Here is a 15,401-nt window from a genome sequence, read left to right on the forward strand (position 1 = left end):
TTCACCGCCGGCTGTTCCGGTATCTGTGAGGAGGCTGGCCATGACCAATTACGTCCAGTTCGTCGACACGGCGAAATCCTTCGGCCCCGTCAATGTCGTGCGCAAAACCAGCCTCGGGCTCGACCGCAACTCGCTGGTCGTTTTCCTCGGTCCTTCGGGCTGCGGCAAGACGACCTTGATGCGCATGGTCGGCGGCCTCGACGAGCCCAGCTCGGGCTCGATCCTGCTTGGCGGCGAAAAGGTCGTCAGGCCGGACCGCCGGCGCGGCATGGTGTTCCAGTCCTATTCGTCCTTTCCCTGGCTGACGGTGGAAAAGAACATTGCCTTCGGCATGCGCTACAGGAAGGATCTCGACGCGGCGCAGAAGTCCGAACGCATCAGCCACTATCTCGATCTCTTTGGCCTCGCTGACTTCGCCCATTCCTATCCGAACCGGATTTCGGGCGGCATGCGCCAGCGCGTGGCGATAGCGCGCACCCTGGCCGCCGGCTCGGATGTGCTTCTGATGGATGAGCCCTTCGGTGCGCTGGACGCGCTGACCCGCGAGCGCCTCCAGGTCGAGCTCAGGCAGATCCAGATTCGCGAGGAAAAGACCGTCATCTTCGTCACCCACGACGTGGAAGAAGCCGTTTTCCTCGCCGACCGGATCATCCTGTTTTCGCGCCGGCCGGCCTCGGTTGTCGCCGATATCGATGTGGCCGCCGAACTCGGTCCCGACCGGCCGCTGGAAATCCGCGAGACGCAGAAATTCTTCGAACTGCGCAACAGGGTGCTGCACCTCATCCGCAATGAAACCGGAGTGGTGGTATGAACCTCTCCTTCTCCGGAAAGACCGTCGTGATCACCGGCGCCAGCCGCGGCATAGGGCTCGGCATCGCGCGAGGTTTCGCGGAGGCCGGCGCCAGCCTCCACCTCATCGCCAATGACGCCGCCGTGCACGAACGGGCGCGGGAACTGGACGCCATAAGCGCGGAGGTAGATATCGCCGACCGCGAGGCTGTCACTGCAGCACTTGAGCCGGTTGCCCGGATCGATGTGCTCATCAACAATGCCGGCCTCGAACTGATGACGCCGATCACCGATGATGGCGACGATAACGAGGCCGCCTTCAGGCGCATCATCGAGATCAACATCATCGGCACGGCGCTGGTCACCGCGCGCGCCCTGCCGCGCATGCAGGCCGGTGCCTCGATCATCAACACCGCGTCCATCTGGGGCCGCGTCGCCGAAGCCAGGTTCGGCGCCTATGTCGCTTCCAAACACGCCATCATCGGGCTGACCAAGACCTGGGCGAAGGAATTGGGGCCGCAAGGCATCCGCGTCAACGCGGTCTGTCCCGGATGGGTCCGCACCGAAGCATCGATGCGCTCGCTTGGCCGCATGGCGCAGCTGAACGGCGTCAGCGAGGCGGCGCTGCTGGAAGACATCGTCGGGGCGCAGGCCCTGCCCGGCCTGATGGAGCCCGCAGACATGGCCGGCACCTACCTGTTCCTGGCATCGGAGCTTGCCGCCAACATCACCGGGCAATCGCTCGGCGCCGACAGGGGAGAAGTGCCTTGGTAGTTCCGCTCCATGGAAAACGCGCTCTTGTCACCGGCGCGGCGAGCGGCATCGGCCGCGCGACGGCGCTCGCCTTGCGGGAGGCCGGCGCCACGGTGCTCGGCCTCGACCTGCGATCTTCAGACGACGATATCCCGATCCTTGCCTGCGACCTCGCCCGCGAGGCCGACATCATTGCGGCTGTGAGGCAAGGGGTGGAGCGGATGGGCGGCTATGACATCCTCGTCAACAATGCCGGCATCCTGCGGGAGGTATCACTTGATGCGATTTCGCAGGACCATGTCGACCGCATGTTCGCGGTCAATGTGCGCGGCGCGATCCTGGTGGCGCGGGAAGTCCTGCCGCATCTTCCCGATGGCGGCCGCATCATCAACATCGCCTCCGAACTCGCCTATCTCGGAAGGGCCAACGCCTCGGTCTATTGCGCGACCAAGGCGGCGCTCCTCGGCCTCACCCGCTCCTGGGCGCGCGAGCTCGCGCCAAGGATATTGGTCAACGCCGTGGCGCCCGGGCCGACCGACACCCCGCTGCTGGGCTTCGAGGCCCTGACCGAAAGCCAGCGCGCGCTGGAAACCACCAATCCGTTGGGGCGGATCGGCCGGCCGGAAGAAATCGCTTCGGCGGTGGTTTTCCTGGCCGGCCCGGGCGCCACCTTTTTCACCGGACAATGCCTGGGCGCCAATGGTGGCGCGGCCATGCTTTGAGATGAGATGATCATGAAAGACAGCGTTTTCCTCGCAGAACTGCCATGGCCGGAGGCCGAAAAGCGGATTGCCGCCGGCGCTCCGGTCTTCCTGCCACTCGGCTCGACCGAACAGCATGGCCACCACATGGCCATGAACGTCGATGTCGTCATCCCGACCGCAATTGCCGAGACGGTGGCGAGCCGGGTTGGCGGGCTCGTCGCGCCGACCATCGCCTATGGCAACCGCTCGCAGCCCCGGACGGGCGGCGGCCCGGCCTTCCCCGGCACGATCAACATCACGGCGCATACATTCTCGCTCATCGTCAAGGATGTGATCTGCGACCTCTATCGCCAGAAGGTACGGCGCATCGTCGTCCTCAACGGCCATTACGAGAACATCGGCCCGGCGATCGAGGGCATTGAACTGGCGCTCGACGCCATCGGCCGCGATCGCGCGGCGGACCTGACCATCCTGCGCATCGATCATTGGGAAATGGTCCGCCCTGAGACGCTGGCGAAAGTGTTCCCCGATGGCTATCCGGGTATCGAGCTTGAGCATGCCAGCGTGATCGAGACGTCGATGATGCTGGCGCTGCGGCCCGAATTTGTCGATCTCGACAAAGCGCTGCATGACGGTCCGGCGCAATTCAAACCCTATGACCGCTATCCCCGACCGGCCGAGGAAGTACCGCCTTCCGGCGTGCTGTCGCTGACCGAGGGCTCGTCCGCCGAAAAAGGCCGCTGGCTGCTCGACGACTGCCAGACGCGGATCGCCGAAATCGTCAAACGCGAATTCTTCTGAGGTTCAGACATCATGAGCAACTTCTTTCAGCCAGTCGACGCCTCGGCCGTTCCCCGCTTTGCCGGGCTCTCGACCTTCATGCGGCTGCCCGCGGTGGCGAGCGCCGAAGGGCTCGACATCGCGCTCGTCGGCATCCCCTGGGATGGCGGCACGACCAACCGCGCCGGCGCGCGCCACGGCCCGCGCGAAATCCGCAATCAGTCGAGCCTGATGCGGCGCGCGCACCACGTCTCCGGCATCGAACCGTTCAGCATCGCCAATGTCGCCGATGTCGGCGACGTCTCGGTCAATCCGATCAACCTCCTGGACGGACTGAAGCGCATCGAGGATGGCATCGCGGCGATCGTCGCGGCGGGCGCTATTCCGCTCTCCGCCGGCGGCGACCATCTGACCACGCTGCCGGTTCTGCGCGCCGTTGCACGCCACGCGCCGGTCTGCATGATCCATTTCGATGCCCATTCCGACACCAATGACAGCTATTTCGGCGACAATCCTTATACGCACGGCACGCCTTTCCGTCGTGCCATCGAGGAGGGCCTGCTCGATCCCAAGCGGGTCGTCCAGATCGGCATTCGCGGCTCGATCTATGAGCCTGGCGAGCATGACTGGGCGGTCGCCCAGGGCATTCGCATCATCTACATGGAGGAGTTCGTCAGGCGCGGCGCTGCAAGCGTCATGGAGGAAGCGCGCGCTATCGCCGGAATCGGCCCGACCTACATCACCTTCGACATCGACTGCATCGACCCGTCGATGGCGCCGGGAACAGGCACGCCCGAGCTTGGCGGCTTCACCACCCGAGAGGCGCAGGAAATGGTCCGCCTGCTCGACGGCGTGAACATTGTCGGGGCCGATGTCGTCGAAGTGGCGCCGCCCTTCGATCTCGGCGGCATGACGGCACTGGCGGGTGCGACGATGATGTTCGAACTGCTCTGTGTGCTGGCGAAGTCGGTGCAGGAAGCGAGAGCGAAGAAATAAATCCCCGATCTGGAGCAGGATCAGAGCGGGTATTCGGCGTAGAATTCCAGCACGCGCTGCTTGAAGGTCTTGTCGCCGACCGCCAGCATATGGTCGCGGCCCTCGATATGAAACGCCCTGGCGTTCGGCATCAGGGCTGCCAGCTCGTCGGGCGAACCGCCGATGTCGTCGGTGGTGCCGACCGCGATCAGCGTCGGCTGGGCGATACGCGCAATATCGTCTTCGCTCAACAGTTCACGAGAGGTCGCGATGCAGGCGGCTAGCGCCCGCCGGTCGCTGCGGGTCTGGTCGGCGAAGGCGCGAAACGAGCGGCCGCGCGGATGCGTGGTGGCGGCCGGGTCTTCGGCAAGCAGGGCTGCCGCGATCGGGTCCCAGTCGCCGACACCGTCGATCATGCCGATGCCGAGACCGCCGAAGACCAGCGTCGCCACCTTGTCGGGATTGGACAAGGCCATGAACGCGGCAATGCGCGCGCCCATGGAATAGCCCATGACATGGGCCCGTTCGATGCCGAGATGATCAAGCAAGGCGGCGGCATCCGAGGCCATCTTGGCGGGGGTATAGTCGGCCTCCTCGTAGCTCTTTGACGAGGAGCCATGGCCGCGGTTGTCGAAGGCGATGGCACGATAGCCGGCCTCGTTGAGCGTCTTGAACCAGCCCGGCGACACCCAGTTGACATAATGGCTCGAAGCGAAGCCGTGGATCATGAGGACGGGATCGCCCTCGCCCGATGCCGGCTGCCGGTCGAGGAAGGCAAGATCGAACCCGTCATGGGAGAAAAACTGCATTACAGGCGATCCCTTGGCGGTCAGTCGGCATCGACGTTCGGGGAATCGCCCTTGTTCGCCGGCGGCATGCCCGGTCCCGCCGCGGTGCCGATCACGGGATGGCGCAACAGATCGCCATCGGCGATGCCGTCCCTGGCGGCTGTCCCGGCCTTGAGTTCGAGCACGAAGCGGACCGGCTCGCCGGGCGACAAGATTGCCTCGGACTGCGGCTCACCCTGCTTGATCGCGCGGATCCTGCCGTCCTGACCGACAAAGATCAGGTCGAGCGGCATCGGCGTGTTCTTCATCCAGAAATTCACGTCGCGCGTCTCTTCGAAGACGAACAGCATGCCATGGGTGGCGGCCATGTCGTCACGAAACATCAGGCCGGCTTCCCGTTCCGGTTCTGTGTCCGCGACTTCGATGGAAAAAGAGCGCTCCCCTTTTTTCGTCACCGCGATCAGTGGTGCGGGATCGACGGGAAGGATCATCGCCCGGCTGTCGGCCTCGCTGGGAACCTGGAAATAGAACAAGGTGCTTGCGGCGATGATGACAACCGCGCACATCGCGCCCGCCGTCAGCCAGTTTCTGTGAGCCATGAGAAATCCTCGGCCGGATCGCCCTAGTGCGAGACCGGCAAGGTGCCCATATCGGGGTGAATTTCGGCGGCCATAAGGCCTTTGTCACCGCGTCCGAAACGAACGAGCACCACCTGCCCCGGCCGAAGCTCGGTAATGCCGTAGCGGCGCAGGGTTTCCATATGGACGAAAATGTCCTCCGTACCCTCGCCCCGCGTCAGGAAACCAAAGCCCTTGGTGCGGTTGAACCACTTGACCAGGGCGCGCTCGAGCCCGCTCTCCGCGGTCACCGAGACATGGGTGCGCTGCTCCTGCATTTCAGCGGGGTGCACGGCCGTGGTGACATCCATGGAAAGCACACGGAAGGCCTGCAGGCCGCGATCGCCGTGCTTGACGAGACAGACCACGCGCGCGCCTTCCAGGGCTGTCTGGAAACCGTCGCGCCGAAGGCATGTCACATGGAGGAGGATGTCACCCGAAACACCGTCATCCGGCAGGATGAACCCGTAGCCCTTGGCCACATCGAACCACTTGATGGCGCCGGCAATTTCGGTCAGGTCGGCGGCATCGCCGCCTTCGTCGCGTTTCAAGGCGTCGCCAAGGGTTCCGGCCCGCCCCGTCAAAGAGGCCTTTTCCCCCATAAGAATGCCCCCTTTTTTCAAGAACACCGCAACTGATTCTTGACACCAGATTAACACCGCGGCTTCCGGTGTGTGCAAGACCTGCCGTGCCTTTTTTCACGGTTCATTGGGGGAATACCGGATTTGTTCTTTGCCGGCATTGCTTGCGCCGCGCGATTGCCCTTTGGCCGGGTCGACCCTATGGTGCGCCGCAACCCCAACATGCCGAGGAAAATCCCATGCGCTATCTGCACACCATGGTCCGCGTCGCCGACGTCGACGCCTCACTCGATTTTTACTGCAACAAGCTCGGGTTGAAGGAAGTCCGCCGCTATGAAAACGAGCAGGGCCGCTTCACGCTGATCTTCCTCGCCGCCTCCGAGGACGAACAGAGCGGCATCGCCGACAAGGCGCCGCTTGTCGAATTGACCTACAATTGGGATCCGGAAGACTACAAGGGCGGGCGCAATTTCGGCCACCTCGCCTATGAGGTCGACGACATCTATGCCACCTGCCAGCACCTGATGGACAATGGCGTCGTCATCAACCGGCCGCCACGCGACGGCAACATGGCCTTCATCCGGTCGCCGGACGGCATCTCCATCGAACTGCTCCAGAAAGGCCCGGCAAAGGCCAAGGCAGAGCCCTGGGCCTCGATGGCCAACACTGGAAGCTGGTAGCAGTCACGCCACCTTGAACGCGGCGGCCGGTGTAAAATCCGGCCGCCTTTGCGATTCCGGTTCACGTCGCCTATGTAGACGGTCATCGCGCCCAGCCGAAAGCCAGCGCCGAGACCAAGGAATTCGTTCATGCCGTCCAGCCGCGCCGACGTCGCCACCGAACATGCCAGCCGCTACCTGCAGCAATTGTGCAAGCACTGGGCTCACAAATTCCCGGTCGAGTTCGACCCGACCCATGGCAGCATCGATCTCTCACTCGGCCGAACCGTGATGGATGCCGACGCAAGCGCGTTGCACATCACGGTATCGACCGACGAAGCCGGATCGCTGGAACGCCTCGAAAGCGTCGTCGCCGATCACATCAAGCGTTTCGCCTTCCGCGAGGAACTGACCTTCGACTGGAAGCCCGCCACGGCGGCTTGAACAATTAGTTCTGACCGGCCATCTCGACCAGCGCCAGCACCGAGCGCCAGTTGCGCGCGGTGCCCGGTACTTTCAGAACACGCGGAATGAGATTGGCGAACACCGATTTGCCGAGCCCGTCCGGCGCGCTGAGGTAGAGCACATCGCCCTTGACCTCGAAGCGCTCTGGGCCGGTGCATTTTTCGGCCAGCCGCGCCACCTCGTCGGCGGTCGGCTCGCGCTCCAACACGTAAGCATGGAGCTTGGTATGGTCGGAGGCCATTTCGGGATAGGGGTTCTCACGCACCAGCCGCTCGAACCATTCGACATCACGCACCATGATGCGCGAATAAAAACCCCATTTCTTCTCGAAAGCCGCCTCGATCTTTTTGGTCAGCGAGGCCGCGTCGCCCTTGCCGGCCCGGAAAACGGCATTGCCGCTCTGCACATAGGTGGCGACATCGGAAAAGCCGAGACCCTCGAAGAATGACCGCAACTCCGCCATCTTGACGATGCGGTTGCCGCCGACATTGATGCCGGAAAACAGCGCGATGAAGACCTTTGCGCTCATATGATGAACCCCGCCAATGTCTCGTTGTCGGTAATGTCCTGATACTGCACGCCCTCGGCTTCGAAGTTTGCCTTCAGCAGGTCGAAATTGCGGCGGTCCTTGGTTTCGATGCCGATCAGGACCGAGCCGAAATTGCGCGCCGACTTCTTCAGATATTCGAAGCGGGCGATGTCGTCGTCCGGTCCCAGCATTTCGAGGAAGTCGCGCAACGCTCCCGGCCGCTGCGGGAAGCGGATGATGAAGTACTTCTTCAGGCCCTCGAAGCGCAGCGCCCGTTCCTTGACATCAGGCAGCCGCTCGAAATCGAAATTGCCGCCTGAAACCACGCAGACGATGGTCTTGCCACGAATCTCCTTCCTGGAAAAATCCTTCAGCGCATCGATCGCCAGCGCGCCTGCCGGCTCGAGCACGACGCCTTCGATGTTGAGCATCTCGATCATGGTCGCGCAGAGCCGGTTCTCCGGGATAAGCCTTACGCTGTCGGCCGCGAATTCCTTGAGGTGCCGCAAGGGTTCCCGGCCGATCTCGGCCACCGCCGCGCCGTCGACGAAATTGTCGACCTTGGCGAGCTTCTGCCGTTTTCCGGTCGCCAGGCTTTCACGCAGGCTCGGCGCTCCGGCGGGCTCGCAAAAGACGAAACGGACCTCCCGGCCCTGATCGGCGAAATAATGCGTCACCCCGGCGGCCAGCCCCCCGCCGCCGACCGGCAGCATGACGATATCGGGCGTGCGCGCGCCCGGCATCTGGCCCGCGATCTCATAGGCAACCGTCGCCTGCCCCTCGATGATGTCCTTGTGGTCGAAAGGCGGCACCATATGGGCGCCGGAACTCTCGGTGAATTCGAAGGCGGCGCGGTAGCAATCGTCGAAAAAGTCGCCGACCAGCCTGATCTCGACAAACTCTCCGCCGAACAGCCTGGTCTTGTCGATCTTCTGCTGCGGCGTGGTCACCGGCATGAACACCACGCCCTTCCTGCCGAAATGGCGGCAGACGAAGGCGAAGCCCTGGGCATGGTTGCCGGCCGACGCACAGACGAACATCTCGGCCTGGTTGCCTTCACCAAGCGCCTTGCGGAAGAAGTTGAAGGCGCCGCGTATCTTGTAGGAGCGTACGGGACTCAAATCCTCCCGCTTCAGCAGCACCCGGGCGCCGGTCTTCTTCGACAGATAGTCATTTTCCTGCAGCGGCGTTTCCGGGAATATCTGGCGGATCGCGGCGGCAGCAGTGGCGACGCGCGAGGAAAAGCTGGTCATGGCAAGATCATCCCGGATCGCCCGCAGGCGAGCAAAAGGGAAGCGTATCGCACATCCGGCCCCGCAAGGCCATTGCCGCTTGTACCTAAGCGCGCTCCAGCGCATTTCCGGCGTGTTTGCAAGCAGTTGCGGGCGTCTTCTCATAGATGCCGGCCCGAGGGCCATTACGGCGAACCCGCCGCTGTCGTCTTTCGCGCAACAGTGCGGTGGCCGTTTCGGCACGCCGTCCATTTTTCGGCTGGACGCGACTTACTTCCGCCGCACTTCGCCTGCTGGGGAGATATCGCGGAGGGTGGACGAGCCCTTGTTGGGCTTGAGTGGAATTTTTGACGTGCATTTGAAGACGATTTGCATTCTTGCGCTTGCCTTGCTGGTGGCGGGTTGTGGCGGCCGCAAAACCGAGGAATTGCTCGGCAGCGCGGTCATGGCCGTCCCCGTGACGGAAATCGCCGGCAACCATTCGATCTTCATTGCCACGACGCGCAAGGCCTCAAGCGACCCCAACAAGGTCTTCGACGGCGAGCGCTCGGCGACGCTGAACTATGCGCGCGTCAACGTCACCGTTCCCGGCAGCCACAAGACCGGCCAGATCGAACGGCGCTCTCGCGGCAAGTCGGACGATCCGACGAAGTATTTCATGGCATCCGAGGTCGTCGGCTATGACACCCAGCCGAAATTCGCCAGCGCGCTCAACACCGATATCGCCGCGCGCGGCGGCCGCGTCATGGTCTTCGTGCATGGCTACAACACCGGCTTCGACGATGCCGTCTACCGCCTGACCCAGATCGTCCATGATTCCGGCTATCCGGGAACGCCTGTCCTGTTCTCCTGGGCCTCGGGCGCCAAGACAACCGACTATGTCTATGACAAGGAAAGTGCCAGTGCGGCGCGCGACCAGCTCGAAGTGACGCTGCGCATGCTGCAGCAGTCGGGCGCGCGCCGCATCGACATCGTCGCCCATTCAATGGGAACCTGGGTGACCATGGAAACGCTGCGCCAGATGGCCATCAGCGGCGACCGTGATCTCGGCGGCAAGCTGGGCGACGTGGTGTTGGCCTCGCCCGACATCGACGTCGACGTGTTCAAGAGCCAGATGCGCCGCTATGGCAAGCCCGACAAGCCGTTCATCCTGCTGCTGTCGGACGATGATCGGGCTCTCCGGCTCTCCGGCCTGATCGCCGGCTCGCGGCCGCGCGTCGGCGACTACAAGGACGCCGCCGATCTCGCCTCCTACGGCGTAACGGTCGTCGACCTCTCCAAGGTCAAGGGCAGCGACAGCTTCAACCATACCAAGTTCGCCGACAATCCGACGCTCGTGAAGATGATCGGCCAGCGGCTGCGCGAGGATGACGGCTTTGCCAGCGACCGCGACGTGACCGACCGCATCGGCCTGCTCGGACAGTAGATGCGAAGCCTCGGGTCGCTGGTGCCTGTTCACCACTTTGAACTGGACCGCGCCCGCCTCTGGCTTTATCGGAATATTAAGCGACGTCATGTTTTTGACGTCCCCTGACGGGAGCCGGCGTGTGACGGTGCGTTTGAAGAGCTTTGTCGTCATTGCCGTCGCGTCGCTGGTTGCCGGCTGCGCCGGAAATACGCACGATCTGCTCAACAAGACCACGGTCGCCGTCCCGGCATCCGACATCGCGGCCACCCACGAAATCTTTGTCGCCACCACCCGGCAGAAGGCGACGAAGGACCCGCGGCAGGTGTTCGACGGCGATCGTTCGCTGACCACCAGCTTCGCGCGGGTCGACGTCACCGTTCCGAAAAGTCATAAGGTCGGCAACATCGAGCGTCCCAGGCGTTCCGGAAACAGCAATCCGGCCAAGGATTTCACCGCCAAGGACGTGACCTACTACCAGGGCGCGCCGCAATTCGCCAAGGCGGTCGGCGCGGACATCGCCATGCGCGGCGACCGCGCGCTGGTGTTCGTGCATGGGTTCAACAACGGCTTCGACGACGGCATCTACCGGCTGACGCAGATCGCCCACGACACCAACTATCCGGGCACGCCCGTCCTGTTCTCCTGGGCATCGAGCGCCAAGACGACGGGCTATATCTACGACAAGGACAGCTCAACCGCCGCCCGCGATGACCTTGAGGCAACGCTCAGGATGCTCGCCAAGACGCGCGTGAAAAGCATCGACATCATTGCCCATTCGATGGGAACCTGGCTGACGATGGAGGCGCTGCGCCAGCTCGCTATCACCGGCGATCGCGACCTCGGCGGCAAGCTCGGCTATGTCATCCTTGCCTCGCCTGACATCGACGTCGACGTGTTCAAGAAGCAGATGATGCGCTACGGCAAGCCCGACAAGCCCTTCGCCGTGCTGCTTTCCGGCGACGACCGGGCGCTCAAATTGTCTTCGCTTATCTCGGGCGACAAGCCGCGCGTCGGCGACTATGGCAACGCGGCCGATCTCGCCAGCTATGGCGTGTCCGTGGTCGACCTGACCAAGACCAAGGGCGGCGACGGCGGCCTCAACCACGCCAAATTCGCCGATAACCCGTTCCTGGTGCAATTGCTGGGCGACAGGCTGCGCACGCCGGCGGGCCTTGCCGCGGATGAGGATCCCGCACAGCTCAACAATATCGGCCAGGGCCTGGGACAGGCCGTGGGCTCGGCGGCCGAAGTCATCATCACGACGCCGTTCAAGGTGCTGACCATCGCCACCGGTGGCTAACGGAAGGCCGAATTCACACGAAAAGATCGACCTTCTGGAACGTCGTCACGTCGATCAGGCCGACATCGGATATCCTGAGCTCGGGAATGACCACCAGCGCCAGCAGCGAATGCTGCATATAGGCATTGTTCAGCGAACAGCCCATCTTGCGCATGGCGTCGGTGAGCTGCTCAGCCTTGGCGGCGACAATCTCGGCCCGCTCATCCGACATCAGCCCGGCGATCGGCATTTCGACCAACGCCAGTTCCTTGCCCTTGGAGAACAGCACGACGCCACCACCGACCTCGCCCAGCCGGTTGACGGCCAGGGCCATGTCCTCCTTGTTGGTGCCGACGCAGATGATATGGTGGGCATCATGCGCCACGCTCGACGCCATGGCGCAGTCGCCCATGTAGCCGAAGCCCGAGACGAAGGCGTTGGTGACGCCACCGGTGCCCTGGTGCCGCTCGACCAGCGCGATCTGGCAGATATCATTGCGGCGGTCCATGGCGACCAGACCGTTCTCGACGGGGAGATCGGCTTCCAGAGCCCGTGTCGGCGCCTGGTTCTCGATGACGCCGATCACCCGCACCCGCACCTCGTTGGCGCCCTTGGGGGCCGTGACGTCGAAATCGCCAGCCTTCAGCTTCTTGCCGAGCTTGACGGTGTTCTTCGCCGTTTTTGGATAGTCGTAGGCTGGAATGTCGATCTCGAGCTTACCGCCTTCGGCTACCTTCACACCGCGCGCATAAACCTCATCGATGGTCATCGCGGCGAGATCGGAAACGATCAGTAGGTCGCCAAGCCGTCCAGGCGCGATCGAGCCGATCTCCCGCTCCAGCCTGAAATGTTGCGCGGTGTTGATCGTCGCCATCTGGATCGCCGTCACCGGCTTCAGCCCTTGGCTGATGGCATGGCGGACCACGCGGTCCATGTGGCCCTCGTGGACAAGCGTGCCGGAATGGCTGTCGTCGGTGCACAGGATGAAGTTGCGCGGATCGATGCCGCCTTCCGTCACCGCCTTGATCTGGGAGGCAACATCGTACCAGGCCGAGCCCAGCCGCAGCATGGCCTTCATGCCCTGGCGCACACGAGCGATGGCATCCTCGGCGCGCGTGCCTTCGTGATCGTCCTCGGGCCCGCCGGCGACATAGCCGTGGAACGGCAGGCCGAGATCGCGCGAGGCATAATGGCCGCCCACCGTCTTGCCTGCCTTCACGGTCGCGGCGATTTCGCCCGACATGACCGGGTCGTTGGCGGCAACACCAGGAAAATTCATCACCTCGCCGAGCCCGATGATGTTTTCCCAGTTCATGGCTTCGGCGACATCGGCGACCGTCAGTTCGGCGCCGGCATGTTCGAGCCCCGGTGCCGAGGGCACGCAGGACGGCATCTGCACATGCACGTTGATCGGCATCGCCACCGCTTCGTCATGCATCAGGCGAACACCGGGCAGGCCAAGCACATTGGCGATCTCATGCGGATCGACGAACATCGATGTCGTGCCGTGCGGGATGACGGCGCGGCAGAACTCCGTCACCGTCACCATGCCGCTCTCGACATGCATATGCGCATCGCAGAGGCCAGGGACGAGATAGCGTCCGCCGGCATCGACCACCTCGGTTCCCGGACCGATCGCATGGCCGGCATCAGGCCCGCAGTAAGCGAAACGTCCGCCCGCTATGGCGATGTCGGAGCCGGGGATGATCTCTCCGGAATGAACGTTCACCCAGCGGCCGTTGCGGATGACCAGATCGGCGGGCTCGCGGCCCATGGCGACATCGACCAGATGCGTCGCCATCTCCGTCCAAGGCCTGGGTTTGGTCGCATGCGCCGACGGCTTCTTTGCCATGAAGAGACTCCTGTTTGCGCGACTGTGCCAAGCCGGGCTTGTTTTGACCAGCACCGAAACACGCGAGGGCGAGCCATCGGCAAACCGCCGATGGCCGTGATCTGACGGCCGGCTGTATATTGAATACTGTTAATAGAGCGGTTCCTCGAACAGCGTCTTGTCGCCGTCCATCAGCGCCTTGATCTGGGCGGTGCCGTCGGCTGCAAGCGCGAGCTTGATGCCGAACGGGCGTACCCGCATATCGTTCTGGATCGCCATGCCCTGGCCCTCCGGCAGATAGAAGCGCTCGATGCCGTAATCCGGGGCGATAGTGTCGCCTTCCCCGCGAAGACCCCAGCCCGCCGAAACGTGGCCCGCTATGTCGGCCTCGTCGGTTGCCGCCTGCACCGGCGCCTTGCCGAACCAGGCGGTGGTCGGGGTCCAGTAGCCGTCGGCGCCCTTTTTCAGCCTGACCACGATCGACGTGTCGTCGCTGGACTGTTTATCGGCCGGCAGATTGGCGATCATGTTCACCGGTATGCGCGAGATGTCATAGCCGAGCACTATATAGTCGCCGCGCAGGAGGTCACGCGGATCGACAGGCTCGATCTTCAACAGGACTTCCTTGCCGCTGCGCAGGATTGCCGCCCGGCCGGCGATGATCCAGCTCAGGAAGCCGATCTGGACGATCGCCAGAACCAGCGCCGAAATGACAAGTCTCTTTCCGGTCATCATGCGGTCGCTCCCCCGGCGGCTGGACCCGCCATGCGCTTTTCGACACGGATGATGACAATCGCAAGGATGCCGAGCAGCACGGCGGCGGCAAGGAAGAAGCCGGCTGTATCAAGCATCGATTGCAGGGTCACCACATAGATCATGGCGAGTTCGAAGGCGAAACCGAGATAGGCGAGCCAGCGCAGACCCCGGCTCTCACGCCCGGCGAGCACGATGGCCGCGACAATGCCGGCCAGCGCGACGACGGACGCGACGGTAAAACCGCTATTGTAGGTGCTTTCGTCGGCCAGTTCGAACTGGATGATCGCCAGGCCGGTGAGGAAGCCAAGCAGCGCGTGCAGCGGCAAGCGGCCGCCAAGCTGTACGATCCTGTCGACCGGTTCCGGGGCAAAGACCGAAATCGCGAAAAGAACCGCCGAAACAACGACCAGGGGGATCGCCACCGGCAGTGTCCCATGGTTCCCGGCCAGCAGCACGAGATAGAAGAGCAGCGACAGGATGATCAGATGCCGCGCTAGCTGGCTGCGGGTCCAGAACGACACGGCAAACAGCACGACCGCCATGACGACGAAGGCATGCGGAAATGCGCTGCGGCTGTAATAATCGAACCCCTTCAGGAAGAGCCAGGCATCGGCGATACCGACTGCAGCTACGGTCAGCGGATTTGACCTGAGCGCGACCGCCGCCAGCGCCGTGCCGGCGCCCCAAGTGATCAAGGCGGAAGCCTCGTCGCCCGACAAATGATACATCTGGCCAATCAGCGCGATCGAGCCGCCGAAAGCAGCGGCGGCCACGATCCACAAGGCTTCGCCGATCGCCGCATGGTCGCGCGTCTTCAGGACCGCGCCGCCGACATAGCCGCCAAGGATGACGGCAAAGAGCGCTGCGACGCGCGCCAGCCGCGGGATCGCCTCCCAATTGGCGGCAACGAAGATCAGGATGGCGGCGCCGAACAGCAGCGCGGCCATCATCGCCAGGATCGAGCCGAAGCTGAGCGACCGGCGCTCGTTGGCCTCGACGTCGCGCCGCAGCGCATCAGCCGTCGAGGCATCGATCAGCCCGGCCTGCAGCCAGCGCGCTATGTCCGATCGGACCTTTGTCGAATAGCCCGCCATGTCCCTTCCCTCCCTGCTGGGTCGGTTTTTCAACCGATCCGGCCAAACCTTTGACGTCACGGCACTTTCTGATTCTGGCTTCTTTGTGTCAGGTCCGTGAAGGCGCGTTAATGTTGCATTGCACAATTTGCATTGCTGCCATGCAGCCATAGCGCTTTTAA

At 63.4% G+C, this 15,401-nt stretch carries 17 protein-coding genes; 9 read left to right on the forward strand and 8 right to left on the reverse strand.

Annotated elements, in window-relative coordinates:
• Positions 1-40 precede the first annotated feature (40 nt).
• From J0I79_RS20640 to speB, 5 genes are read left to right on the forward strand one after another with little or no spacing between them, the layout of a single operon-like run.
• Positions 41-811 carry an ABC transporter ATP-binding protein gene (locus J0I79_RS20640; RefSeq protein WP_292863119.1) on the forward strand — a complete coding sequence of 257 codons (771 nt, stop codon included), beginning with the start codon at positions 41-43 and terminating at the stop codon, positions 809-811.
• Positions 808-1,563, forward strand: coding sequence for an SDR family oxidoreductase (locus J0I79_RS20645; protein ID WP_292863122.1), 756 nt, complete (start codon positions 808-810; stop codon positions 1,561-1,563). Before J0I79_RS20640 ends, J0I79_RS20645 begins: the two co-directional genes overlap by 4 nt.
• A complete protein-coding gene (locus tag J0I79_RS20650; protein WP_292863125.1) occupies positions 1,557-2,264 on the forward strand; it encodes an SDR family oxidoreductase in 708 nt (235 codons plus the stop codon). Before J0I79_RS20645 ends, J0I79_RS20650 begins: the two co-directional genes overlap by 7 nt.
• 12 nt (positions 2,265-2,276) lie before the next feature.
• On the forward strand, positions 2,277-3,047 hold the full coding sequence (locus J0I79_RS20655) for a creatininase (protein WP_292863128.1): 771 nt from the start codon (positions 2,277-2,279) through the stop codon (positions 3,045-3,047).
• 9 nt (positions 3,048-3,056) lie between these two features.
• Entirely contained in the window at positions 3,057-4,022 is a 966-nt protein-coding gene (gene speB, locus J0I79_RS20660) for an agmatinase (RefSeq protein ID WP_292863204.1), read from the forward strand.
• 20 nt (positions 4,023-4,042) lie between these two features.
• Here speB and J0I79_RS20665 read toward each other — a convergent pair whose 3' ends face one another.
• From J0I79_RS20665 to J0I79_RS20675, 3 genes are read right to left on the reverse strand one after another with little or no spacing between them, the layout of a single operon-like run.
• Positions 4,043-4,810, reverse strand: coding sequence for an alpha/beta hydrolase (locus J0I79_RS20665; protein WP_292863131.1), 768 nt, complete (start codon positions 4,808-4,810; stop codon positions 4,043-4,045).
• Between the two features lie 20 nt (positions 4,811-4,830).
• The gene (locus tag J0I79_RS20670; protein ID WP_292863133.1) at positions 4,831-5,388 is read right to left on the reverse strand and encodes a DUF192 domain-containing protein; all 558 of its coding nucleotides are present in this window, start codon (positions 5,386-5,388) and stop codon (positions 4,831-4,833) included.
• 23 nt (positions 5,389-5,411) lie between these two features.
• Positions 5,412-6,008 carry a cold-shock protein gene (locus tag J0I79_RS20675; protein ID WP_292863207.1) on the reverse strand — a complete coding sequence of 199 codons (597 nt, stop codon included), beginning with the start codon at positions 6,006-6,008 and terminating at the stop codon, positions 5,412-5,414.
• A gap of 218 nt (positions 6,009-6,226) precedes the next feature.
• On the opposite strand from J0I79_RS20675, the gene J0I79_RS20680 reads away from it, so the two are divergent.
• On the forward strand, positions 6,227-6,667 hold the full coding sequence (locus tag J0I79_RS20680) for a VOC family protein (RefSeq protein ID WP_292863136.1): 441 nt from the start codon (positions 6,227-6,229) through the stop codon (positions 6,665-6,667).
• A 129-nt stretch (positions 6,668-6,796) separates the two neighbouring features.
• Complete coding sequence (locus J0I79_RS20685; RefSeq protein ID WP_292863139.1) at positions 6,797-7,090, forward strand: DUF2218 domain-containing protein; 294 nt, start codon at positions 6,797-6,799, stop codon at positions 7,088-7,090.
• 4 nt (positions 7,091-7,094) lie between these two features.
• Here the strand turns inward: J0I79_RS20685 and J0I79_RS20690 are convergent, their stop codons facing one another.
• Both J0I79_RS20690 and ilvA read right to left on the reverse strand, forming a co-directional pair.
• On the reverse strand, positions 7,095-7,640 hold the full coding sequence (locus tag J0I79_RS20690; protein ID WP_292863142.1) for a DUF1697 domain-containing protein: 546 nt from the start codon (positions 7,638-7,640) through the stop codon (positions 7,095-7,097).
• Complete coding sequence (ilvA, locus tag J0I79_RS20695; RefSeq protein ID WP_292863146.1) at positions 7,637-8,893, reverse strand: threonine ammonia-lyase IlvA; 1,257 nt, start codon at positions 8,891-8,893, stop codon at positions 7,637-7,639. The genes J0I79_RS20690 and ilvA overlap by 4 nt, the downstream gene beginning before the upstream one ends.
• A 331-nt stretch (positions 8,894-9,224) precedes the next feature.
• Between ilvA and J0I79_RS20700 the strand changes: the two genes are divergently transcribed.
• Together J0I79_RS20700 and J0I79_RS20705 are read left to right on the forward strand one after the other, a co-directional pair.
• Positions 9,225-10,298, forward strand: a complete 1,074-nt coding sequence (locus J0I79_RS20700) for an alpha/beta hydrolase (protein ID WP_292863149.1) — start codon at positions 9,225-9,227, stop codon at positions 10,296-10,298.
• Between the two features lie 121 nt (positions 10,299-10,419).
• A complete protein-coding gene (locus J0I79_RS20705; protein WP_292863152.1) occupies positions 10,420-11,580 on the forward strand; it encodes an alpha/beta hydrolase in 1,161 nt (386 codons plus the stop codon).
• Positions 11,581-11,593: 13 nt separating this feature from the next.
• Here the strand turns inward: J0I79_RS20705 and ade are convergent, their stop codons facing one another.
• The 3 genes from ade to J0I79_RS20720 form a co-directional block, all read right to left on the reverse strand.
• Complete coding sequence (gene ade / locus J0I79_RS20710; protein WP_292863155.1) at positions 11,594-13,411, reverse strand: adenine deaminase; 1,818 nt, start codon at positions 13,409-13,411, stop codon at positions 11,594-11,596.
• Positions 13,412-13,540: 129 nt separating this feature from the next.
• Positions 13,541-14,125, reverse strand: coding sequence for a GDYXXLXY domain-containing protein (locus J0I79_RS20715; protein ID WP_292863158.1), 585 nt, complete (start codon positions 14,123-14,125; stop codon positions 13,541-13,543).
• On the reverse strand, positions 14,122-15,240 hold the full coding sequence (locus tag J0I79_RS20720) for a DUF2157 domain-containing protein (protein WP_292863161.1): 1,119 nt from the start codon (positions 15,238-15,240) through the stop codon (positions 14,122-14,124). The genes J0I79_RS20715 and J0I79_RS20720 overlap by 4 nt, the downstream gene beginning before the upstream one ends.
• Positions 15,241-15,401 lie beyond the last annotated feature (161 nt).

The organism is Mesorhizobium sp., assembly GCF_017306585.1.
In the GTDB taxonomy this organism is placed as follows: domain Bacteria; phylum Pseudomonadota; class Alphaproteobacteria; order Rhizobiales; family Rhizobiaceae; genus Mesorhizobium.

Bases quoted from the DNA above. Each gene is read 5' to 3' on its own strand.
- J0I79_RS20640 (WP_292863119.1), top strand. From the start codon at position 41: ATGACCAATTACGTCCAGTTCGTCGACACGGCGAAATCCTTCGGCCCC.
- J0I79_RS20645 (WP_292863122.1), top strand. From the start codon at position 808: ATGAACCTCTCCTTCTCCGGAAAGACCGTCGTGATCACCGGCGCCAGC.
- J0I79_RS20655 (WP_292863128.1), top strand. From the start codon at position 2,277: ATGAAAGACAGCGTTTTCCTCGCAGAACTGCCATGGCCGGAGGCCGAA.
- J0I79_RS20665 (WP_292863131.1), bottom strand. From the start codon at position 4,810: ATGCAGTTTTTCTCCCATGACGGGTTCGATCTTGCCTTCCTCGACCGG.
- J0I79_RS20670 (WP_292863133.1), bottom strand. From the start codon at position 5,388: ATGGCTCACAGAAACTGGCTGACGGCGGGCGCGATGTGCGCGGTTGTC.
- J0I79_RS20675 (WP_292863207.1), bottom strand. From the start codon at position 6,008: ATGGGGGAAAAGGCCTCTTTGACGGGGCGGGCCGGAACCCTTGGCGAC.
- J0I79_RS20680 (WP_292863136.1), top strand. From the start codon at position 6,227: ATGCGCTATCTGCACACCATGGTCCGCGTCGCCGACGTCGACGCCTCA.
- J0I79_RS20685 (WP_292863139.1), top strand. From the start codon at position 6,797: ATGCCGTCCAGCCGCGCCGACGTCGCCACCGAACATGCCAGCCGCTAC.
- J0I79_RS20690 (WP_292863142.1), bottom strand. From the start codon at position 7,640: ATGAGCGCAAAGGTCTTCATCGCGCTGTTTTCCGGCATCAATGTCGGC.
- ilvA (WP_292863146.1), bottom strand. From the start codon at position 8,893: ATGACCAGCTTTTCCTCGCGCGTCGCCACTGCTGCCGCCGCGATCCGC.
- ade (WP_292863155.1), bottom strand. From the start codon at position 13,411: ATGGCAAAGAAGCCGTCGGCGCATGCGACCAAACCCAGGCCTTGGACG.
- J0I79_RS20715 (WP_292863158.1), bottom strand. From the start codon at position 14,125: ATGATGACCGGAAAGAGACTTGTCATTTCGGCGCTGGTTCTGGCGATC.
- J0I79_RS20720 (WP_292863161.1), bottom strand. From the start codon at position 15,240: ATGGCGGGCTATTCGACAAAGGTCCGATCGGACATAGCGCGCTGGCTG.